This window comes from Streptococcus taonis (assembly GCF_029948085.1).
Lineage (GTDB): Bacteria > Bacillota > Bacilli > Lactobacillales > Streptococcaceae > Streptococcus > Streptococcus taonis.
This window is the reverse complement of sequence record NZ_JARZZP010000003.1, coordinates 54938-78918: the sequence shown is the minus strand read 5'-3', so window position 1 is coordinate 78918 and position 23981 is coordinate 54938. Positions and strand designations below refer to the sequence as shown.

At 38.9% G+C, this 23981-nt stretch carries 19 protein-coding genes and 2 pseudogenes; 20 read left to right on the top strand and 1 reads right to left on the bottom strand.

Features of this window, described 5'->3' with window-relative positions; all coding sequences use genetic code 11:
• Positions 1-42 precede the first annotated feature (42 nt).
• The 20 genes and pseudogenes from lepA (at position 43) to QEZ38_RS02020 (ending at position 22553) form a co-directional block, all read left to right on the top strand.
• On the top strand, positions 43-1866 hold the full coding sequence (lepA, locus tag QEZ38_RS02110; RefSeq protein WP_281334882.1) for a translation elongation factor 4: 1824 nt from the start codon (positions 43-45) through the stop codon (positions 1864-1866).
• A gap of 292 nt (positions 1867-2158) precedes the next feature.
• Positions 2159-2380, top strand: a pseudogene (locus tag QEZ38_RS02105) (transposase); the annotation flags it as partial.
• 214 nt (positions 2381-2594) lie between these two features.
• Positions 2595-2792: a hypothetical protein gene (locus tag QEZ38_RS09780; RefSeq protein WP_075230276.1), complete on the top strand. Its 198-nt coding sequence runs from the start codon at positions 2595-2597 to the stop codon at positions 2790-2792.
• 219 nt (positions 2793-3011) lie between these two features.
• Positions 3012-3404: pseudogene (locus tag QEZ38_RS02100) on the top strand (hypothetical protein); the annotation flags it as partial.
• A 255-nt stretch (positions 3405-3659) separates the two neighbouring features.
• Positions 3660-4136 (top strand): PTS sugar transporter subunit IIA, encoded by a 477-nt coding sequence (locus QEZ38_RS02095; protein ID WP_061863128.1) that lies wholly within the window; start codon positions 3660-3662, stop codon positions 4134-4136.
• Between the two features lie 39 nt (positions 4137-4175).
• Positions 4176-4481, top strand: a complete 306-nt coding sequence (locus QEZ38_RS02090) for a PTS sugar transporter subunit IIB (RefSeq protein ID WP_000590576.1) — start codon at positions 4176-4178, stop codon at positions 4479-4481.
• A 44-nt stretch (positions 4482-4525) separates the two neighbouring features.
• Positions 4526-6001 (top strand): PTS galactitol transporter subunit IIC, encoded by a 1476-nt coding sequence (locus QEZ38_RS02085; RefSeq protein WP_248034357.1) that lies wholly within the window; start codon positions 4526-4528, stop codon positions 5999-6001.
• Positions 6002-6104: 103 nt separating this feature from the next.
• Positions 6105-6998: an aldose 1-epimerase family protein gene (locus QEZ38_RS02080; protein ID WP_248034356.1), complete on the top strand. Its 894-nt coding sequence runs from the start codon at positions 6105-6107 to the stop codon at positions 6996-6998.
• 258 nt (positions 6999-7256) lie between these two features.
• Complete coding sequence (gene lacA / locus QEZ38_RS02075; RefSeq protein WP_000029280.1) at positions 7257-7682, top strand: galactose-6-phosphate isomerase subunit LacA; 426 nt, start codon at positions 7257-7259, stop codon at positions 7680-7682.
• A 148-nt stretch (positions 7683-7830) separates the two neighbouring features.
• Positions 7831-8346 (top strand): galactose-6-phosphate isomerase subunit LacB, encoded by a 516-nt coding sequence (lacB, locus tag QEZ38_RS02070; protein WP_001216925.1) that lies wholly within the window; start codon positions 7831-7833, stop codon positions 8344-8346.
• A gap of 10 nt (positions 8347-8356) precedes the next feature.
• Positions 8357-9286, top strand: a complete 930-nt coding sequence (locus QEZ38_RS02065; RefSeq protein ID WP_248034355.1) for a tagatose-6-phosphate kinase — start codon at positions 8357-8359, stop codon at positions 9284-9286.
• 1 nt (position 9287) lies between these two features.
• Entirely contained in the window at positions 9288-10268 is a 981-nt protein-coding gene (gene lacD / locus QEZ38_RS02060) for a tagatose-bisphosphate aldolase (protein WP_281334881.1), read from the top strand.
• A 234-nt stretch (positions 10269-10502) separates the two neighbouring features.
• A complete protein-coding gene (locus QEZ38_RS02055; RefSeq protein ID WP_248034353.1) occupies positions 10503-11339 on the top strand; it encodes a PRD domain-containing protein in 837 nt (278 codons plus the stop codon).
• A gap of 34 nt (positions 11340-11373) precedes the next feature.
• On the top strand, positions 11374-11691 hold the full coding sequence (locus QEZ38_RS02050; RefSeq protein ID WP_248034352.1) for a PTS lactose/cellobiose transporter subunit IIA: 318 nt from the start codon (positions 11374-11376) through the stop codon (positions 11689-11691).
• Entirely contained in the window at positions 11691-13382 is a 1692-nt protein-coding gene (locus tag QEZ38_RS02045) for a lactose-specific PTS transporter subunit EIIC (protein WP_248034351.1), read from the top strand. Before QEZ38_RS02050 ends, QEZ38_RS02045 begins: the two co-directional genes overlap by 1 nt.
• Positions 13383-13664: 282 nt before the next feature.
• Positions 13665-15071, top strand: a complete 1407-nt coding sequence (lacG, locus tag QEZ38_RS02040) for a 6-phospho-beta-galactosidase (RefSeq protein ID WP_281334880.1) — start codon at positions 13665-13667, stop codon at positions 15069-15071.
• A 42-nt stretch (positions 15072-15113) separates the two neighbouring features.
• Complete coding sequence (locus QEZ38_RS02035; RefSeq protein ID WP_281334879.1) at positions 15114-15368, top strand: DUF3884 family protein; 255 nt, start codon at positions 15114-15116, stop codon at positions 15366-15368.
• A gap of 309 nt (positions 15369-15677) precedes the next feature.
• Entirely contained in the window at positions 15678-18161 is a 2484-nt protein-coding gene (locus QEZ38_RS02030; RefSeq protein ID WP_281334878.1) for a pneumococcal-type histidine triad protein, read from the top strand.
• A 155-nt stretch (positions 18162-18316) separates the two neighbouring features.
• Complete coding sequence (locus QEZ38_RS02025) at positions 18317-19246, top strand: metal ABC transporter solute-binding protein, Zn/Mn family (RefSeq protein WP_281334877.1); 930 nt, start codon at positions 18317-18319, stop codon at positions 19244-19246.
• A 7-nt stretch (positions 19247-19253) separates the two neighbouring features.
• Positions 19254-22553, top strand: a complete 3300-nt coding sequence (locus QEZ38_RS02020) for a pneumococcal-type histidine triad protein (protein ID WP_281334876.1) — start codon at positions 19254-19256, stop codon at positions 22551-22553.
• Between the two features lie 76 nt (positions 22554-22629).
• On the opposite strand, the gene pepT is transcribed toward QEZ38_RS02020, so the two are convergent.
• Entirely contained in the window at positions 22630-23853 is a 1224-nt protein-coding gene (gene pepT, locus QEZ38_RS02015) for a peptidase T (protein WP_281334875.1), read from the bottom strand.
• Positions 23854-23981: the final 128 nt, after the last annotated feature.

Genomic DNA, 23981 nt, shown 5'->3' with positions numbered 1-23981 from the left:
AAACAATTTATAATTAATAGATACCCTGAAAGGAAGAGAATAATGAACTTAGAAGAATTGAAAAAACGACAGGAGAAGATTCGTAACTTCTCTATTATCGCCCATATTGACCATGGAAAGTCAACACTAGCAGACCGTATTTTGGAAAAGACAGAGACAGTTTCCAGTCGTGAAATGCAGGCCCAACTATTAGATAGTATGGACCTTGAACGTGAACGTGGAATTACTATCAAGCTTAATGCTATCGAGCTTAATTATACGGCTAAGGATGGTGAGACTTATATCTTCCACTTGATTGACACACCTGGACACGTGGACTTCACTTATGAGGTATCACGTTCCCTAGCTGCCTGTGAGGGTGCTATTTTGGTGGTCGATGCTGCTCAAGGGATTGAGGCTCAAACCCTTGCTAACGTTTATCTGGCCTTGGACAATGATTTGGAAATCATGCCAGTCATTAATAAAATTGACCTGCCAGCTGCAGATCCTGAGCGCGTGCGTACTGAGATTGAGGATGTCATTGGTTTGGATGCCAGTGAAGCAGTATTGGCTTCAGCCAAGGCGGGTATCGGTATCGAAGAAATTCTCGAGCAAATCGTAGAAAAAGTTCCAGCACCAACTGGTGACGTGTCAGCACCATTGAAAGCCTTGATTTTCGACTCAGTATACGATGCCTATCGTGGAGTTATCCTCCAAGTTCGTGTCATGGATGGAGTAGTCAAACCTGATGATAAGATTCAGCTCATGAGCAATGGTAAGACCTTCGATGTAACTGAAGTCGGAATCTTCACACCTAAAGCTGTAGAACGAGATTTCCTTGCGACAGGTGACGTTGGTTATATCGCGGCTTCTATCAAGACTGTTCAGGACACACGTGTCGGTGATACAGTAACCTTGGCGACAAATCCAGCGACTGAACCACTTTCAGGATACAAGCAGATGAATCCGATGGTTTTCGCAGGTCTCTATCCAATCGAGTCAAATAAATACAACGACCTTCGTGAAGCTCTTGAAAAATTGCAACTAAATGATGCTAGCTTGCAGTTTGAACCAGAAACATCCCAGGCTCTTGGATTTGGTTTCCGTTGTGGTTTCCTTGGACTTCTTCATATGGATGTTATCCAAGAACGTTTGGAGCGTGAGTTCAATATTGACCTCATTATGACAGCTCCGTCTGTTATTTATAAGGTTAACTTGACTGACGGTGAATCAATGGATGTATCTAACCCATCCGAGTTCCCAGATCCTACAAAGATTGCGACTATTGAAGAGCCTTATGTTAAAGCTCAAATCATGGTACCGCAAGAATTCGTCGGAGCAGTAATGGAATTAGCTCAGCGCAAACGTGGTGACTTTGTGACTATGGATTATATCGATGATAATCGTGTTAATGTTATCTATCAAATCCCACTTGCTGAAATCGTCTTTGACTTCTTTGATAAGCTCAAATCTTCAACACGTGGTTATGCAAGTTTTGACTACGAGTTGTCAGAGTATCGTCCATCTAAGCTGGTGAAAATGGATATCCTTCTTAATGGTGATAAGGTGGATGCTCTTAGCTTTATTGTTCACAAAGACTTTGCTTATGAACGTGGGAAACTCATTGTTGATAAGCTCAAGAAAATCATCCCTCGTCAACAATTTGAAGTGCCGATTCAAGCAGCTATTGGGCACAAGATTGTGGCTCGTACTGATATCAAGGCTCTTCGTAAGAACGTACTTGCTAAGTGTTACGGTGGTGACGTTTCTCGTAAACGCAAACTCCTTGAAAAACAAAAAGCTGGTAAGAAACGCATGAAAGCCATCGGTTCTGTAGAAGTACCACAAGAAGCCTTCCTCAGCGTATTGAGCATGGATGAAGAATAGTTGAGCTCTCAAGAAAAAATAAGATAAATATAAAATAATGATTTTTTAAGAGGCTGGGTAAAAAGTCAATTTTCTCCGAAAATGAAAAAATATAACGCATAGTATCATCAACATCTGATATTATGCGTTTTTCTGATTTTAAAGATTTTTTGCTCAGCCTCTTTTCTTAATGTTTGACAAACGCGCCAACCTCAAGTATAGCAGATTGAACTTAGAATAGTATACTACAGATTCTAAAATATTTTTAGAAATTGATTTGACTTTCCTAATCTCTTTGTTCATATCTTATTTCAATCAACTATACAAGTTTGGGAATCGACATTTCTGGGCGGAAGGTTATTATGTGAGTACAGTAGGGCTTAATGAAGCCACAATTAAGAAATATATTCAAGAGTGAATAAATTATCCAGTGGATGATTTCTAAACGAGTATGAAAATTTGAAAATAAGTAAAGCATGATCTATCACTAGATAAATTGAGTGTAAAAGAATATGAGGATCCCTTTAGGGGATAGTAGCAAGTAATACTCACGCCTTTTTAAGAGGTAAGTGACGAGTCAAGAGCGATGAGGCTTGAACAAGGTGAAAGCCAGCGTCTTTAGGCGCTGGCTGGTAATGTGGACTTATAGCCCTAGTGCAAACCACCCGTTAGATGGGTGGTTATGTTTTTTTGATTTTTTTCAACTTTTATTATACAATAAAACCAAATAAAAAGAAAGCGGTAACAATATGCTTAATGCGAAAATTTTTTATATATTTTTATGTTTGATCGTTGTCGAAACTACAGGCTTGTTGTTGTTGAAAAACGGTCTTGAAAGAGGTTATTTAGATACAGGAGCTATCATCCTTGCAGTTTTTTCATTTGCTTTCTACAACCTATGTTCATTCGGTTGGGTCTGCTCTACAATAAAAAACAATAAAAAATAAATAGACGTATTTTTAGTCAGAACTTCTCAAAAAACGCATTTTCTTGCACCTGCTCCGTAAATGTGTTATACGGATTCTGCGAAAAAGTGATAGTTTTCTAAGCCATGAGCAATGGAAAAGCACCAGCAGTGCGAATACTGAGGCTTTTTTTACGTGGTTGCAAATCACGTCCGGCCCAGTGGCACTTAATCATCGCCTTTCTTATCTAGCCAGACATAAGAAACTCAAATAGTAGGTTCAGATGATTATGGCTATGTGAAAATTCCTAAATCATGGGTTCGTTCCAAAGAAATTGAAGGTGGAGGTGACATTCAGTACTGTGATGGGACGGATGTCAATATTGTAACTCTCAATACCTTTAAACCTTAGCAGTTTGGTATTAGTGAAAGTGAGTACGCTGCACTTGAAACTGTTCAAATTTCAACTAGCATTTATGAATCTAAACAGAAAAGTCAAGAATTTTCCAAGGTATGGGGGGCAAAATCAACTATCGGTGGCTATGAGGCCTACGTAGTAAACTGTATTGCTAAGAATGGTAAATATTTAATTATCTGGGTTTTTAAATCCGATGATGGTAAGTTTAGATATGTTTCTCTTGAAGGTGTTCCATAGGTATTAAAAAATCTCCTTCCAATGGTGGAAGAAAGTTGGACCAATAAAAAAGTTAAAATCGTGAAAACAGGAGTCATTCCTGTTTTTTTATTATACTTATTAAGAAATTTATAAAAAATATGTTTGAAATTAGCAAATGTTTAATTCGTAAACAAAAAAAATAAAAATCAAACAAAATGCAACAAAAAATATTGACAACGGTTTCATATAGTGTTATACTTATACCATAAAAGTTAAATATGAAGGGAGAAGGTCATGGGATTAGATCATTTCTTTGACAAAGACCTAGTCTTTTGCTTAGAAGCAGATAATCAAGAGCAACTTTTCGATCAAGTTGCAACCCTATTGGAAGAAAAGAAAGTTGTTACAGAGACCTATCGATCGGCCTTGATTGAACGTGAAAAATCGTTCCCAACTGGTTTGGATATGGAGTTTTTAGGGAAGGATTTGCCTAACGTAGCTATCCCCCATACTGATACAATTCATAATCTAACTGAAAATGTTGTCGTGGTTCGTCTGGAAAAACCAGTAACGTTCCACAATATGATTGCTCCTGATAAGGAAGTAGAAGTTTCATTGTTGTTCTTTATCATCAACAATTCAAGCTCAAGTCAAACAAATATTCTTGCGCAGTTGATGGACTTCTTTACAGGCAATGGTCATCTTGAAGCGCTGTCTAAGATTAAGGAACCTGAAGCTTTGTTCCAATACATCTCAGAAGCGACTGCTTAATTTGTTAATAATTTTTATATAAAAACGGAGGAAATCCAAATGATTAAAATTCTTGCTGCTTGTGGTGCAGGTGTTAACTCAAGCCACCAAATTAAAAGTGCTCTTGAAGAAGAACTTTCTAACCGTGGGTACGATGTTCAATGTGATGCTGTTATGGTAAAAGATGTCAATGAAGACTTGATTAAAGGTTATGATATCTTCACACCAATCGCTGCTACTGATTTAGGTTTTGAACCAGGTATCCCAGTTGTTGAAGCAGGACCAATCTTGTTCCGTATTCCAGCTATGAGCGCTCCAGTCTATGATAATATTGAAGCAGCTATCAAAGAACATGGTCTAAGCTAATTATTAATTTGTAAATATTCCATAAAAATAAAGGGAGGAAAATTATGGATATCATTATCGAACTAGCCAATAAGGTGTTCAAGCCTATCTTGGAAATGGGTGGACCGATCATCATGCTGATCATTTTGACACTATTGGCTCTACTTTTTGGAGTGAAATTCTCCAAGGCGCTTGAAGGTGGTATCAAACTTGCCATCGCTCTTACTGGTATCGGTGCTATCATCGGTATGTTAAATGGTGCTTTCTCAGCGTCTCTTGCAAAATTCGTTGAAAACACTGGTATTCAATTGAATATTACCGACGTTGGTTGGGCACCACTTGCTACAATCACTTGGGGTTCAGCTTGGACACTTTACTTCTTGCTTGTGATGTTGATCGTCAACATTGTGATGCTTGCAATGAAGAAAACTGATACACTTGACGTCGATATCTTTGATATCTGGCACTTGTCTATCACAGGTCTTTTGATTAAATGGTACGCTGACAACAATGGAGTTAGCCAAGGAGTTTCACTCTTCATCGCGACTGCAGCAGTTGTTCTTGTTGGGGTTCTTAAAATCATCAACTCTGACTTGATGAAACCAACATTTGATGACCTTCTTAACGCACCAAGTTCATCACCAATGACTTCAACTCACATGAACTACATGATGAACCCAGTTATCATGGTTTTGGATAAGATTTTTGATAAACTCTTCCCAGGTCTTGATAAATACGACTTTGACGCTGCTAAATTGAATAAACGAATCGGTTTCTGGGGATCTAAATTCTTCATCGGTTTCATCCTTGGTATCGTTATCGGTTTGATGGGAACTCCACATCCAGTTCCTGGTGTTGAAGGTGCTGATAAATGGGAACTTGTTATTAAAGGTTGGTTGTCACTTGGTTTGACTGCCGGTGTCTGCTTGGAGCTCTTCTCATTGATCGGTTCATGGTTTATCGCAGCCGTAGAACCACTTTCACAAGGTATTACAAACGTTGCTACTAAACGTCTTCAAGGACGTAAATTCAACATCGGTCTTGACTGGCCATTTATCGCTGGTCGTGCTGAAATCTGGGCTTGTGCCAACGTACTTGCACCAATCATGTTGGTTGAAGCAGTGCTTCTTTCAAATGTCGGAAATGGTATCTTGCCACTTGCTGGTATCATCGCAATGGGTGTAACTCCAGCTCTCTTGGTAGTTACTCGTGGTAAATTGCTCCGTATGATTATCTTCGGAACACTCTTGTTGCCACTCTTCCTTCTTTCAGGTACACTTATCGCACCATTTGCAACAGAACTTGCTAAAGGTGTAGGTGCCTTCCCAGAAGGTGTAAGCCAAACTCAATTGATTACTCACTCAACTCTTGAAGGACCAATCGAAAAACTATTTGGTTGGGCAATTGGTAACGCTACAACTGGTGATATCAAAGCAATCCTTGGCGCATTAGTATTCCTAGTATTCTACGTTGGTATCTTTGCATGGTACAGAAAACAAATGATCAAACGTAATGAAGAATACGCAGCAAACGCAAAATAATTCGCTCCTAAAAATGTAAATTGTAAAAACTAGGTTGTCAGTTTCCAAATCTGGAGTCGACAGCCTAGTTTTTTTAGGCCTTAAATAAATGGAGGTAATTCTAATGATTGAATTAAAAACAGAACAGCTAAGTGTACAGTTTCAAACTTTTGGTGGTGCACTTTCTTCAATAAAAGATAAAGATGGAATTGAGTATTTGTGGCAGGGAGATCCAACTTACTGGAGTGGACAAGCACCTGTTTTATTTCCAATCTGTGGATCCGTTAGAAATGATACTGTCTTGTATGATCAAGAAGATGGTAGTCAAGTAAAAGGTAAAATTCCACGTCATGGATTGGTTCGAAAAAAAGAATTTGAATTAGTGGAACAAACAGAGAATTCTGTCACCTTTGCGATCGAAGATGACCAAGAAATGTATGAGAATTATCCCTATCATTTTCGTCTAGAAATAACTTATACTGTTACGGGAAAGACTATTCGAACACAGTATCAAGTTACCAATAAGGAAACAGATAAGAAAATGCCTTACTTTATTGGTGGACATCCTGGCTTTAACTGTCCTTTATTTGATGATGAAGCTTATGAAGACTACTATCTTGAATTTGAAAAGTCAGAAACTTGTACAGTTCCTAAACCATTCCCAGAAACAGGGATGTTAGATTTTCAAGATAGAAGTAGCTGGTTAAAAGACCAAAAAGAATTGGATCTAAACTATGATTTCTTTAGCTATGATGCTGTGACTTTAGACGAGTTAGCCTCTCGCTCTGTTTCCTTACGGTCACGTAAGCATGATAAAGGGTTGAAACTAGACTTTAAGGAGTTTCCAAACCTCATCGTTTGGTCAACGCTTAATAAAGGTCCCTTCCTTGCTCTGGAACCTTGGTCAGGTTTGTCAACTTCACTCGAAGAGGGCGATCATCTAGAAGATAAGAAAAATGTTCGAATCTTAAATCCAGGTCAAAGTGATCAAATTGGTTTTGATATAGAAATTTTCTAAAAAATAAACAAAAACAAACATAAACTGTTGACTTTTTTAAACAATAGTAGTATATTATGTTTAGAAAGAACAATTTGTGTTTGTTTTAACAAGTTATTCTTCCAATTTCTCCAAGGAGAAGTTACAAAGAGTGATTAGATAAATCATTCTTAAACTAAAATAGTCAACAAAAACTACCAGTAACTACTTGGTAATGGTCATTTTCTTTCCAGAACCCAAAAATTTTTACTGGTCTATTATAAAAAAGGAGTATACAATATGTCTATTGTTATTGGTGCAGATGCTGCAGGTTTGAGATTGAAAGAAGTCGTTAAAGATTTCTTGGAAAAAGAAAACTTCCACGTTGTGGATGTTACAGCTGAAGGTCAAGACTTCGTTGATGTAACTCTTGCAGTTGCTGAAGAAGTTAAAAAAGAAGAACAAAACCTTGGTATTGTCATTGATGCTTATGGTGCAGGTCCATTTATGGTTGCTACTAAAATCAAGGGAATGGTTGCAGCAGAAGTATCTGACGAACGTTCAGCCTATATGACTCGTGGTCACAACAACTCACGTATGATTACTATGGGTGCTCAACTCGTTGGTGACGAATTGGCTAAAAACATTGCTAAAGGCTTTGTAAATGGTAAGTATGACGGCGGTCGTCACCAAATCAGGGTCGACATGTTGAACAAAATGTGCTAATACTCTTCAAAAATCAAGATAATCTGTCGTCAGCTCACTTTAGCTAACCTCAGTTATGCTCGCAGCTCGCTTCCTAAGCTAATCTTGATTTTTCTTGAGTAAGGATAAATGATATTAGATTTATATAATTAATCGGAGGGAATAACTAATGAGAATTGCAATTGGATGTGACCACATCGTAACTAATGAAAAAATGGCGGTTTCAGAATTTTTGAAATCAAAAGGACATGAAGTCATCGACTTTGGTACTTATGACCACGCTCGTACTCACTACCCAATCTTTGGTAAAAAAGTTGGTGAAGCAGTAGTTAGTGGCCAAGCTGATCTTGGTGTCTGTATCTGTGGTACTGGTGTAGGTATCAATAACGCTGTTAACAAAGTTCCAGGTGTTCGTTCTGCTTTGGTTCGTGATATGACAACAGCTCTATATGCAAAAGAACAATTGAATGCCAACGTTATCGGATTTGGTGGAAAAATCACTGGTGAATTGCTCATGTGTGATATCATTGAAGCTTTTATCAACGCTGAATACAAACCATCTGAAGAAAATAAAAAATTGATTGCTAAAATCCAACACGTTGAAACTCATAACGATCATCAAACGGATGCAAACTTCTTTACAGAATTCCTTGAAAAATGGGATCGCGGTGAATACCACGACTAAGAGGTGACTCATGATTTTAACAGTCACAATGAACCCATCCATTGATATATCCTATCCTTTGGATGAATTGAAAATTGACACTGTCAACCGTGTTGTCGATGTTACGAAAACAGCTGGTGGTAAAGGTCTAAATGTTACACGAGTTCTATCAGAATTTGGTGATTCTGTAGTCGCAACTGGACTTGTTGGTGGTAAACTAGGTGATTTTCTAGTTGAAAATATTGATGATCAAGTTTCGAAACGTTTCTTTTCTATCCAAGGGGAAACTCGTAACTGTATCGCAATTCTACATGGAGAAAATCAAACAGAAATCCTAGAAAAAGGTCCTGAAGTTCAAGAAAAAGAAGGACAAGATTTCTTGGCTCATTTCAAAGAACTTTTAGAAACTGTAGAGGTAGTAGCCATTTCAGGTAGTCTACCAGCAGGACTTCCTGTTGACTATTATGCTAGTCTAGTTGAACTTGCTAACCAAGCTGGTAAACCTGTTGTCTTGGACTGTTCAGGAGCTGCACTTCAGGCTGTTCTTGAATCTCCACATAAACCAACGGTTATCAAACCAAATAATGAAGAATTATCTCAACTTTTAGGAAGAGAAATTTCTAAAGACTTGGATGAATTAAAAGAGGTTCTTCAAGAGCCCCTATTTGATGGAATTGAGTGGATTATCGTTTCGTTAGGTGCTAACGGTGCCTTTGCAAAACACGGGGACACTTTCTATAAAGTGGATATTCCAAAAATTCAAGTTGTAAACCCAGTTGGATCTGGTGATTCTACAGTAGCAGGTATTGCTTCAGGATTGTTCCATAAAGAATCTGATCAAGAACTGTTGATCAAGGCAAATGTCCTTGGTATGCTTAATGCTCAAGAAAAAATGACCGGTCATGTCAATATGGCTAACTATCAAGGTCTATATGACCAATTAATCGTAAAAGAGGTATAAAATGGTTTTAACAGAAAATAAACGCGCTTGTATGCAAAAACTCTCTGATGAAAATGGTATCATCTCAGCTCTTGCTTTTGACCAACGTGGTGCTTTGAAACGCCTTATGGCTCAGTACCAAACAGAAGAGCCAACAGTAGCTCAAATGGAAGAACTTAAAGTATTGGTAGCGGATGAATTGACTAAATACGCTTCATCAATGCTTCTTGACCCTGAGTATGGACTTCCTGCTACAAAAGCACTTGCACCAAATGCAGGTCTTCTCCTCGCTTATGAAAAAACAGGATACGACACAACAAGCACAAAACGCTTGCCAGACTGCTTGGATGTTTGGTCTGCAAAACGTATCAAAGAACAAGGTGCAGATGCTGTTAAGTTCTTGCTTTACTATGACGTAGATAGCTCTGACGAACTCAACCAACAAAAACAAGCCTACATCGAACGTATTGGTTCTGAGTGTGTGGCTGAAGATATTCCATTCTTCCTTGAAATCTTGGCTTACGATGAAAAGATTGCTGATGCAGGTTCTGCAGAATACGCTAAAGTAAAACCACACAAAGTTATCGGTGCTATGAAGGTCTTCTCAGACCCACGTTTCAACATTGATGTCTTGAAAGTGGAAGTTCCAGTTAACGTGAAATACGTTGAAGGATTTGGCGATGGTGAAATCGTTCATACACGTGAAGAATCAGCTGCTTTCTTCAAAGCTCAAGACGAAGCTACTAACCTTCCATACATCTACTTGAGTGCAGGTGTATCAGCTAAGCTCTTCCAAGAAACACTTGTCTTTGCCCACGAATCAGGCGCAAACTTCAACGGCGTTCTTTGTGGACGTGCAACATGGGCTGGCTCCGTTGAAGCTTACATTAAAGATGGTGAAGCAGCAGCTCGCGAATGGCTTCGTACAACTGGATTTGAGAACATTGACGAACTCAACAAGGTTCTTAAAACAACTGCAACTTCATGGACCGAACGTGTCTAAATTTCCCCCCTTTTATGTCCTAAAACCTAGCTAAAAAACTTTAAAAAAAAGTTGTATGTAAAGGTTTACAAAATAAAAATCTTGTGCTATACTTAAGTCACAAGTTAATACAAAGTGAGTGTTACTAAGTAATATTAGGCATGATCACAGATGACTCAGAGGTATATTTTCTGAACTCATTTGTGGTCATTTTTTATGCTCACAAAACTTAAATAATAGGGCAAGGAGGTTGCCATGTATCGGATATTAAATCCAATGAATAACAATGTTTCTCTCGTGCGGAATAGCAAAGGAGAGGAGTTGATCGTAATTGGTAAGGGTATTTCATTCGGTAAGAAGAAGGGAGATTTGATTTCTGAGGATCAGGTTGAAAAAGTTTTTCGGATGAAAACAGAAGAGTCGCGAGAAAATTTTATGGCTCTTCTCAAGGATGTACCGCTTGATTTTATTACGGTCACTTATGAGATTATTGATAATCTTTCTAAAAAATATCAATATCCTGTCCAAGAGTATCTATACGTCACTCTGACAGACCATATCTATTGTTCTTATCAGGCTATTAGCCAAGGACGCTATAAGGATAGTAACTTGCCTGACATTTCTGCAAAATATCCTATCGCTTTTCAAATTGCACAAGAAGCTTTTGAAATTTATCGTCAAAAACTGACAGAAAATTTTCCTGAAGACGAAATCATTCGTATCGCTTATCACTTCATTAACGCCGAAGGTGAGAATGCAGTCGAAGTTGTTGAGTCAATTGACAAGAGAAAAGAAATATTAAAGAAGGTCGAAAGCGTTTTGAAGAGTTATAAAATCCAGCGAACACCTGAAAATAATAATTTCTACGACCGCTTTATGATTCATCTAAATTATTTTTTGGATTATCTGGATCGTAGTCGCGATGATAATCAATCCTTGCTTGATATGGAAGAACATATAAAGAATACCTATCCAGAAGCATTCGAGATTGGTAGTAAAATTTATGAGGTCATTGCTCAGGAAACTGGTCTTGACCTCTACAAGAGTGAACGAGTTTATCTTGTTCTACACATTCAACGTTTATTGTCATAACATCTACTAAAAAATATATAAGGAGAATTCTATCATGAATAGAGAAGAAGTAACATTGTTAGGTTTTGAAATCGTAGCCTATGCTGGCGATGCTCGTTCAAAATTATTGGAAGCTTTGAAGGCTGCTGAAGCTGGTGATTTTGCTAAAGCGGATAGCTTAGTTGAGGAAGCTAGTAGCTGTATCGCTGAAGCACACCACGCGCAAACGAGTCTTTTAACCAAGGAAGCTGCTGGTGACGATTTGGCTTATAGCGTGACCATGATGCATGGCCAAGATCACTTGATGACAACTATTTTGCTAAAAGATTTGATGCATCATTTAATTGAACTTTATAAAAGAGGAGCTAAATAATGAATAAGTTAATTGCCTATATCGAGAAAGGGAAGCCTTTCTTTGAAAAACTATCTCGAAATATCTATCTTCGTGCTATTCGGGATGGATTTATCGCAGGAATGCCAGTCATTCTCTTCTCAAGTATTTTTATCTTGATTGCTTTTGTTCCAAACTCTTGGGGCTTTAAATGGTCTGATGAAGTAGTAGCACTTTTGATGAAACCTTACAGCTACTCTATGGGGATTCTAGCAGTCTTGGTAGCTGGTACCACTGCTAAATCTTTAACAGACTCCGTCAATCGTAGTATGGAGAAAACCAATCAAATCAACTATATGTCAACGCTCTTAGCAGCTATTGTTGGTTTGCTGATGTTAGCAGCTGACCCAATCGAGGGTGGCTTTGCAACTGGTTTCCTTGGAACAAAAGGGTTGCTTTCAGCCTTCCTGGCAGCTTTTGTAACTGTAGCTATCTATAAGGTTTGTGTGAAGAACAACGTTACTATTCGCATGCCTGACGAAGTTCCACCCAATATCTCACAAGTCTTTAAAGATGTTATTCCGTTTACGCTTTCAGTTGTTTCTCTCTATGCTCTTGACTTGCTCGCTCGTCAATTTGTTGGTGCAAGCGTTGCAGAATCAATCGGTAAATTCTTTGCACCATTATTCTCTGCAGCTGATGGCTATCTTGGTATTACCATTATCTTTGGTGCATTTGCCTTCTTCTGGTTTGTCGGTATTCACGGCCCATCTATCGTTGAACCTGCCATTGCAGCGATTACTTATGCAAATGCCGAAGTCAACTTGAACCTTCTTCAACAAGGTATGCACGCTGATAAGATCCTTACATCTGGTACACAAATGTTTATCGTCACTATGGGTGGTACAGGAGCAACTCTTGTAGTTCCATTCATGTTTATGTGGTTGTGTAAGTCTAAGCGTAATCGTGCAATCGGACGTGCTTCAGTAGTTCCTACATTCTTCGGTGTAAACGAACCAATCTTGTTTGGTGCACCACTTGTTTTGAACCCAATCTTCTTTATTCCATTTATCTTCGCACCTATTGCAAACGTATGGATCTTTAAGTTCTTTATCGAAACTCTCGGCATGAACTCATTCACTGCCAACCTTCCATGGACTACGCCTGGGCCTCTAGGTATTGTTCTTGGTACAAACTTCCAGTTCTTGTCATTTGCTCTTGCAGCATTGTTAATCGTAGTAGATATTGTTATCTACTATCCATTCCTCAAGGTTTATGACGAACAAATTCTTGAAGAAGAACGTTCTGGTAAAGCCAACGATGAATTAAAAGAAAAAGTAGCCGCAAACTTCAATACTGCTAAAGCTGATGCTATCCTTGAAAAAGCTGGAGTAGAATCAGCACAAAATACAATTACTGAAGAAACAAACGTGCTCGTTCTTTGTGCGGGTGGAGGAACAAGTGGACTTCTTGCAAATGCTTTGAATAAAGCTGCTGCAGAATACAATGTTCCTGTGAAGGCCGCTGCTGGTGGTTACGGTGCTCACCGTGAAATGTTGCCAGAATTTGACCTTGTTATCCTTGCTCCTCAAGTAGCATCAAACTATGAGGACATGAAGGCTGAAACAGATAAACTTGGAATCAAATTGTCTAAGACTGAAGGAGCTCAATACATTAAATTGACACGCGATGGACAAGGTGCTCTTGCATTTGTTCAAGCTCAATTCGATTGATGATAGGGACTGTAAAACAGTCTCCTATCGTTACGGAAATCGCTATGGCGAATTTCCTAATCGCCTTGTTAATTCGTCGGTAAAGAAATATCGTTTTTACCTCCTCATGTCACAATTCGACTGACCTTGGGGACTGTAAAATAGTTTCCGGATTATATATTTGTTTTCCCCCTTTATGTCACTATTTGGTGACTTTGTACAAGAAGTGAGATGGAGATGGATAGCTCACTAACTCCTCTCCCCTCACTTTTCATTTTATCCAATCAAGAAATAGGTGAAAAAATGACAAAAACACTTCCTAAAGATTTTATTTTCGGTGGCGCAACAGCAGCTTATCAAGCAGAAGGTGCTACACATACAGATGGTAAAGGACCAGTTGCCTGGGACAAATACCTAGCAGATAACTATTGGTACACAGCTGAACCAGCGAGTGATTTCTACCATAAATATCCAGTAGATTTGCAGTTGGCTGAGGAATATGGGGTAAACGGTATCCGTATTTCAATTGCTTGGTCACGTATTTTTCCAACTGGTTATGGTGAAGTAAATCCAAAAGGGGTAGAATTCTATCATAACTTATTTGCAGAATGTCATAAACGCCATGTAGAACCGTTTGTTACTCTTCATCACTTTGATACACCTGAAGCTCTTCACTCAAATGGAGACTTCTTAAATCGTGAAAACATTGAACACTTTGTAGATTATGCGGCCTTCTGTTTTGAAGAATTTCCAGAAGTAAACTACTGGACAACCTTTAATGAAATTGGACCAATCGGTGACGGTCAATACTTGGTCGGTAAATTCCCACCAGGTATTCAATATGACCTTGCGAAAGTCTTCCAATCCCACCACAATATGATGGTTTCTCATGCACGTGCTGTGAAATTGTACAAAGACAAAGGCTACAAAGGTGAAATCGGGGTTGTTCACGCCCTTCCAACTAAGTATCCATTGGATCCTAAAAATCCTGCAGACGTTCGTGCTGCTGAGTTGGAAGATATCATCCACAACAAGTTTATTCTAGATGCAACCTACCTTGGACACTATTCAGATGCAACAATGGAAGGTGTAAACCACATCTTATCAGTAAATGGTGGTGAGTTGGATCTTCGTGACGAAGACTTTGCAGCACTTGAAGCAGCTAAAGATTTGAACGACTTCCTTGGAATTAACTATTACATGAGTGACTGGATGGAAGCCTTTGATGGTGAAACTGAGATCATCCACAATGGTAAAGGAGAAAAAGGAAGCTCTAAATACCAAATCAAGGGTGTTGGTCGTCGTGTAGCTCCTGACTATGTACCTCGTACTGACTGGGACTGGATCATCTATCCTCAAGGTTTGTATGACCAAATCATGCGCGTCAAGAAAGACTATCCAAACTACAAGAAAATCTACATCACTGAAAATGGACTTGGATACAAAGATGAATTTGTGGACAACACTGTTTACGATGATGGCCGTATCGATTATGTGAAACAACATTTGGAAGTATTGTCTGATGCGATTGCCGATGGTGCAAACGTCAAAGGATACTTCATCTGGTCACTCATGGACGTCTTCTCATGGTCTAATGGTTATGAAAAACGTTACGGACTCTTCTATGTGGACTTTGAAACGCAAGAACGCTATCCAAAGAAATCAGCTCACTGGTACAAGAAACTAGCTGAGACCCAAGTGATTGAATAGTACAACTAGTTATTAGGTATAGAATTTAAGCGAGGAAGGTTTATGCTCAAAGATTTTATCAAATCAATCTATGAAAAAGTTTATATTATTAACTTTGAACATTGCTCTCATGTACCATCCTTGACCAAGGAGCAACTTGCAAGTCTTGGAAAATGGTATGTCTCGACGGGTAAGGAGTGGATTTGTCATTCAGACTATGAATTTGAAGAATTTCAAAAGCTATTTTTAAATCTTGTCAACGCAGAAGATAAGGATAACATTTCCTTTGTTTCGGATTTTATGCCATTTCAACACTAAAATATTATAAAGAGGAATCTATCTCATACTAGGGGATATTCCTCTTTTTTATCTAGATTTTACCTGAAAGACAAAAAAATTCTTGACAGATTTATGTTATAGGAGTAAACTATTAACTAGTTAAATAACTGGTTAAGTACATAAAGACGTAACTCACTCGCTCAAATCTTGTTTGAAATATAGAAATAGGAGGAGGAGTTTTAAAAGTGTTTTCGTTTTTCAATTATATAATTAACCAGTTAAGGAAGTTCTTTAGGAAAAAGTGTAGTTCTTTATTTAACGAATAAATGAAATAGAAAGTGTGTTTAGATGAAAATCAATAAAAAATATGTTCTTGGTTCGGTAGCTCTTTTAGCATTAAGCCTTTCCAGCTATGAATTGGGGCGTTACCAAGCGGTACAGACTAGCAAAGAGTCTAATCGTGTGTCTTATATAGAAGGGAATCAGGCTAGTACTAAGACTGAAAATCTTACGCCAGATGAGGTTAGTCAGCGAGAAGGTATTAATGCTGAACAGATTGTCGTTAAGATTACCGATCAAGGCTACGTAACTTCACATGGGGACCATTATCATTACTTTAATGGCAAGGTTCCTTATGATGCTATTATCAGCGAAGAACTTTTGATGAAGGATTCGAATTATCAACTTCGAAATGAGGATATTGTCAACGAAGTCAAGGGTGGTTATGTCATTAAGGTTGATGGTCGTTATTATGTATACCTCAAAGATGCATCCCATGCAGAAAATATTCGTAGTAAGGATGAGATCAATCGTCAGAAGCAAGAACACGGACATGGTAGTGGAACAAAAGTTAGCAATGAAGTTACCTTAGCAAGGACTCAGGGACGTTATACAACGGATGACGGCTATGTTTTTAATGCAAGTGATATTATTGAGGATACTGGCGATGCTTACATCGTTCCACATGGCAATCACTTCCATTATATTCCTAAAAGTGACTTATCAGCTAGCGAACTTGCTGCGGCCCAAGCCTTCCTATCTGGTAAAGGTGGCCAAACAAGCTCAGTGGGGTATCGTCCTTCAACAAATTCTTCTAGCAATAGCTCATCAGAGGCATCGAATAGTAGTTCATATGGACAAACAAATCATAGTAATGTTGAGGCAAATACTAGAAGATGGGTTCCAACTGTTAGCCCACAAGTGGATAATAGTTATCAAGCAAGTCCAAGTGAAGACGTATCTAGTCTTTTGAAACAACTTTATGCCTTGCCACTCAGCCAACGACATGTGGAATCAGATGGGCTTGTCTTTGATCCAGCGCAAATTACAAGAAAAACAGTAAATGGTGTTGCAGTGCCACACGGAGATCATTACCACTTTATCCCTTATTCTCAAATGTCTGCTCTGGAAGAAAAGATTGCACGGATGATTCCAGTTAAAAATCAAGGGAATATTTCAGCGCCTGGAGCAGCTAGTTTACGGCCAAATCCTACATTAAAACCAGTTCCACAGCCCGTCCCAAATCCGCAACCAGCACCAGTTCCACTTCCTGATAACCATTCTAATGAGGAGCTTGCCAAACAAGTAGTCAGAAAAGTTGGTCAGGGATATGTCCTAGAAGAAAAGGGAGTTTTACGTTATGTCTTGACTAAGGATTTGTCTAAAGAGAATCTTATAGCTTTTGAGAAAGAACTGAATAAGGTGGCTACACCAGCGCATACCTTGGCAGATAAGAAACGTACAGTCGCTCCTAGAGATCAGGAGTTTTATGATAAGGCTTATAGTTTGTTGGAGCAAACGCATAGGAACCTACTTGAAAATAAGGGACGGCTATCTGACTTCCAGACTTTAGATCAATTGCTAGAAAGATTAAGTGATGAACATGTAAACAAGGTAGCCTTTGTAGATGATTTGCTTAAATTTATTGCACCGATTAGTCATCCAGAACGGCTTGACAAGCCGAACGCTCAAATTGAGTATAGTGAAGATGAAGTTCGTGTAGCTCAGCTAGCGGATAAGTACACAACATCGGATGGTTATATCTTTGATGCCCATGATATTATCAGTGACGAGGGAGATGCTTATGTAACGCCACATATGGGTCATAGTCATTGGATAGGTAAGGATAGTTTGTCCGATAAAGAAAAATCCGAGGCTCAAGCCTATACCAAAGAGAAAAATATCAACCCTCCATCTGAAGATAGTGCGACCCAGGCAAATCCCAATGCGGAAAGCGCAGCATCCATTTACGAACGCGTTAAAGGTGAAAAACGAATTCCATTGGTTCGTTTACCTTATAATGTTGAACATACTGTAGCAATAAAAAATGGTAATCTAATTATTCCTCACAAGGATCATTACCATAATATCAAGTTTGCTTGGTTTGACGACAAATCTTATAAGGCACCGAATGGTTATAGTCTTGAAGACTTATTTGCAACGATTAAGTACTATGTAGAACACCCAGATGAACGTCCACATTCAAATGATGGTTGGGGAAATGCTAGCGAGCATGTCTTGGGTAAAAAAGATAATAGTCAAGATCCTACTAATAACTATAAACCAGAGGAAGAACCTGAAGAGGAAAGTCCTGTTGAACCAGAAGAACCACAGGTTGAGACTGAAAAGGTAGAAGCTAAGCTCAAAGAAGCAGAGGAACTATTAAAGACAGTCACAGATGCAAACCTTAAATCCAATGCTAGCGAAACCTTGGTTGGTTTGCGAAATAATCTGACTTTGGGAACTATGGATAACAATGGTATTATGGCTCAAGCTGAAAATCTCACAGCCTTACTAAAAAATAGTAAGCCTAAAACAAGTCAAAACGATTAAAATTCGTGAGTTAAAAATAACCAGTGAGAACTGAAAATGAAATCTAGTTCTCACTTTTTTCATGAAAATGCATAAAAAATATTGACATTTTAAATTTTTAGGAGTAAAATGTTTACTAGTTAATTAAATGGTTAAATACTAGTTAAGGAGTTGTTATGAAAAACAGAAGTATCCTATGGCTCATGATTGCCTTCTTTGCTCTTGTTTTAGGAGCTTGTGGACAAAAAGCCAGTCAAGATAATAGCCATGAAACTAAAGGAATGAAGATTGTGACCAGTTTTTATCCTATCTATGCCATGGTCAAGGAAGTATCTGGTGACTTGAATGATGTTCGGATGATTCAGTCTAGTTCTGGTATCCATTCCTTCGAACCTTCTGCAAATGACATTGCGGCCATTTATGATGCTGATGTCTTCGTCTATCATTCTCATACTTTAGAGTCATGGGCGGGAAGTTTGGATCCAAGCCTACAAAAGTCCAAGGTAAAGGTGTTGGAAGCATCTGAAGGTATGACCTTGGAGCGCGTGCCTGGGTTAGAAGATATGCAGGCTGGAGATGGGATTGATGAGAAGACCTTGTACGATCCTCACACATGGTTAGATCCTGAAAAGGTTGCAGAAGAAGCACAGATTATTGCTGATAAGTTATCCGAACTGGACAGTGCCAACAAGGATACCTATCAGAAAAATGCGCAAGCCTTTATCAAAAAAGCTCAAGAATTAACTAAGAAATACCAACCCATCTTTGAAAAAGCTAATCAAAAGACTTTTGTAACCCAACACACAGCCTTTTCATATTTGGCAAAACGATTTGGACTTAATCAACTTGGGATTGCAGGGATTTCTCCTGACCAAGAACCAAGCCCAAGACAGTTAACAGAAATACAGGAATTTGTAAAGACTTATAAGGTCAAAACCATCTTTACAGAGAGCAATGCATCATCTAAGGTAGCGGACACACTTGTCAAATCAACAGGTGTGGGTCTTAAAACCCTCAATCCTTTAGAGGCAGACCCACAAAATGACAAGTCCTACTTGGAAAATTTAGAAGAAAATATGGCTATCTTAGCTGAAGAATTGAAATGAGGAGATTATGAAGATTAATAAAAAATATCTAGCGGGATCTGCAGTGGTCCTTGCCTTAAGTGTTTGTGCTTATGCTTTAAATCAACATCAAGCACCTGAGAAAAAAGATGACAACCGTGTATCCTACGTTGATGGTAAAGAGTCTGAAGCTAAAAAGAATGAAACTCTGACACCAGACCAAGTTAGCAAGAAGGAAGGCATAGAAGCTGAACAGATTGTTACCAAAATCACTGATCAAGGTTATGTGACTTCACACGGCGACCATTTCCATTACTATAATGGTAAGGTGCCTTATGATGCTATCTTTAGTGAAGAACTGGTCATGAAAGATCCAAACTATCAGCTGAAGGATGAAGATATTGTCAATGAGATTAAAGGTGGCTATATCATCAAAGTTGATGGCAAATACTATGTCTATCTAAAAGATGCTAGCCATGCAGATAATGTTCGTACCAAAGACCAAATTGAGCGTCAGAAACGGGAAGGCACATCAGACAGAGGAAATGAAACTAAGGAAGTCCTTGCTGCACGAGCTCAAGGCCGATATACAACGGATGATGGTTATGTCTTTAATGTTGCAGATATCATTGAAGATACAGGTGATGCCTATATCGTTCCTCACGGTGGACATTATCACTACGTTCCAAAGGGTGCACTTTCCTCAAGCGAGTTGGCTGCTGCACAAGCCTATCTGGCTGGCAGGAGAAGTCAACCGAGTGTGACGGACTATAAACCGAATCCAAGTGTCGAACCAAGTCCTCAAGCAGATAACTCAGCTACAAACAAACCAGTAGCTCAAGCGGACGACCTTCAAAGTCTTCTTGCTCAGTTATATGCTTTACCAGTTAGTCAACGCTATCGAGAATCTGATGGTTTGGTATTTGACCCAGCTAAAATTACCAGTCGTACACCATCAGGGGTGGCCATTCCACACGGTAATCACTACCATTTCATTCCCTATAGTAGTATGTCTGCTTTGGAACAAAAGATTGCTCGTTTGATGCCACTTTCAGGTCTTGTAACACCATCAAATCCTGTAGAAACTCCAAGTAAACCTAGTGAAGATCATGAGTACAACCATGACCATGAAGATGGAGAGAATCATGATCATGACCACCATGGACACGACCAAGAAGAGCCGGGTCATCATGGTCAGGAAGGAGAAGGACAAGGCCATGACCATGACCACAATCATGACAATCCCCACGATCACGGATTCGATACTAATCGTGTTATAAGTGAAGATGAGCAAGGTTTTATCGTTTCTCATGGGGACCACAATCATTATTTTTACAAGAAAGATTTGACGGCTCAACAGATTAAAGAAGCTCAGGAACACTTGAAAGGTAAAACCGAAGTTAAACCTAATCCATCAGATGAGCACCATGATGAAGACGGGCATGATCACCACCATGGTGAAGACCACGATCACGGATTCGATGCTGATCGAGTGATAAGTGAAGATGAGGAAGGTTTTGTCGTTTCACATGGAGATCACAATCACTATTTCTTTAAAAAGGATTTATCAACAGAGCAGATTAAGGCTGCTCAGGAGCACTTGAAGGAACATCATCAGGTAGAACCTGTTAAACCACTTGCAAAAGATGTGGAAGCTTTCTCTCGAGATGCCAGCGATGAAGAAAAGATAGCTTATATCTCTACAACATATGGTGTTCCGCTTGAAGCGATTCGTATCTCAAATGGATTCTTTGTATTTGGAAATCCAGACCAGGCTTATGACCCAACTCACATTCACCCTTATGCAGTTCGAAAGGAACATGTTCGTATTCCTCTCCAAACAGGAGATGCAGAGCTTGATTTCCTAAACGAACTCTACACAACTGCTTTACGTGATGGCGTTTCTCCTTATAGTTTGCAGGTTGAAAATGGTAGCTTCGTCATTCCTCATGGAGACCATAATCACTACATTAAGGTTCAAACTAAAGGTTATGAAGTCGCTTTGAAAAACAAAATTCCAGCATTACAGTCAACTTACCAACCTGGTGCTTTTGATGAAGCTACTGTTCAAAATAAGGTTGATCAACTTCTAGCAGAAAGTCGTGAAGTCTATAAAGATAAACCAATTTTACAAAGACAAATTGAGCTTGCCTTGGGACAATTCTCTGAAAATATGAAGAAGCTCTCAACCAACTCAACAGCTGGTTATCTGGCTGCTTTAGATCTCTTTGACAAGCAGTATATCCACGTTGACTCTAGTGTAAAACCAACAGAAATCAGTCCTTTAGACAAGAAATATCAAGCTTTAGTAGATAAGATTAATACCTTGGATACGGATGCTTATGGACTTCCTAAAAAGGATCTATTGGCTCAACTCCAAGAAAATAAATTGGCTCAAGATGAGGCTGGTTTAGATGCAGTTGAAGCTAAACTACAAGCTCTGCAAGATTTTAATGATCGTACTGGTGTTACGACAGTCGAATACATTAAGTATTTCTATCAACATCTGTCAGATGGTCGTTTAAATGACACTCTTAGAAATAAAGTTGCTAACTTAACTTGGACTCTTTATCAGTCACAATCTTTCCTTAAGGCAACTGACTTGAACAAACTCTTCCCTGAAATCTATCAAACAAAATTAGAGGTAGAAGAAGCAGTGAGGAATGAATCAGTTGCTCATAAACCTTCTGAAACGATCCTAGACACTGAAAAAGTGGATGGTCATAGTGCCAAAACGGCAGTCTATGAATTTTTGAAAGGTTTGTTTGATGATATTCAACCTGAGGAACAAAGCAATCATGTTCGAAAAGGTCAAGTAGAAGAACTTTTAACAAAAGCTGAAGAATTAGTGGCTCAAGTCAAAGAAGAGGGAGTTAAAGCTTCACTTGCTGACGAAGTTAAAAATCTGAAAGCTGCTCTAGATAAAGATGACGCAGACCTTGATGAATTAAATACGCAAGTCCAAGATCTTCTGAAACGTATTTCACTAACCATTCAGAATGAACGTGAGAATGTCAAACAAGACCCAGAGGTTTTAGTTCTCTACCAAAAACTTTATAATGGTGTCATTGCCCTTCATACTTATTTAGAAATGAATAATGGGTCTGATGCTGACTTTGAAAAAGTGGACGCCTTATTTGATAAGCTTAGTGCCGCAAGCAAAGACAAGCAAGCTCTTTTGGCTCTTGCTCAAGAAATCGTTTTGTTAAACCAAGAATTTCAATCCAAAGTAAAGCCAGCTGAAGCTAGCACGGAAACAGCCAATACAGAAACAAACGATAAACAAGCTGAGTCAAACTTAACTCCTGCAACTAGCTCTCCAGAAACAAGAGAAAAAGTAGCAGAATAATAAAAAGTTCAGACAGCTACCGTGTCAAAAGTAGGCTGCTGATAAAAAAGAGGTCGGGAATTTTTTCCCGATCTCTTTAGTCTTTATAAGCTACAATTCCAATAATAGTGTCAACAGCACGCTCCATAGTTTGAAGGCTAACGTATTCAAAACGACCATGCATATTCTCGCCACCAGCGAAGATATTTGGCGTTGGAATTCCCATAAAGGAAATCTTAGATCCGTCAGTTCCACCACGGATAGGTTCGATAATAGGTGTGATAACAAGGTCTTCCATTACCGCTTTAGCAATGGTTACTGGTGTCATATCCTTTTCAATGACTTCTTTCATGTTGTAGTACTGGTCTGTCAAAGTTAAAGTAACACGATCACTACCAAGTTCTTGGTTCATCTTATCAGCGATAGCTTGCATAGCAGCTTTACGCGCTTCAAAGTTTTCTTTTTCGAAGTCACGGATAATATAACTGGCACGCGCTTCCTCAACAGTACCTGTTACATCCATGAGGTGGTAGAAACCTTGGTAACCCTCAGTCAACTCTGGACGGTCGGTTGCAGGAAGTTGATTGTGGAAGTTAATGGCTAATTGGAGAGCATTAACCATTTGCCCTTTAGCTGTTCCTGGGTGAACATTACGACCTTGGAAGTGAAGTTCTGCACCTGCAGCAGAGAAGGTTTCGTATTGCAATTCACCAAGAGGTCCACCGTCAACTGTATAAGCAAAGTTGACATCGAAATCTTCTGCATCAAATTTATTGGCACCGACACCGATTTCTTCATCTGGTCCGAAGCCAACACGGATTTCACAGTGTTTAATTTCAGGATGAGCAGTCAAGTATTCGATAGCTGTCATGATTTCAGCGATACCAGATTTATCATCAGCCCCGAGAAGGGTAGTTCCATCTGTAGTAATTAAGGTTTGGCCAGGATATTTCTCTAAGCTCTTGAAATCCGCTGGATCGAGTTTGAAACCAGAATTACCTAGTTCAATCACACCACCATCGTAGTTTTCAATTACCTGTGGATTGACTCCTTCGGCATTAAAGTCAGCAGTATCCATATGGGAGATGAAGCCAATTTTACGTGTTAAAGATGGATCATTGGCTGGCAAGGTACCAATCGCAAAACCATTTGGAAGGTAGTAGACGTTTTGCAGTCCAACACGTTTCATCTCTGGGATGAGGACATTGGTTGCGAAGTCTACTTGACTTTGGGTACTTGGTGTAGTGGTTGAATGTTCGTCAGAACGTGTATTGACTTTGACATAAGTCAAAAAACGCTCCAACAATGTTGGATATTTCATCGTAACTCCTTTTTCCTTCTTTTAAAACCATTGTATCATAGAAAGAAGAGAAAAACAAAAGTCAGAAGGGAGATAAAATCCTTATGTTATCGTTTACTTATGGCTTCTTTAGTGATACAATAAAAAAG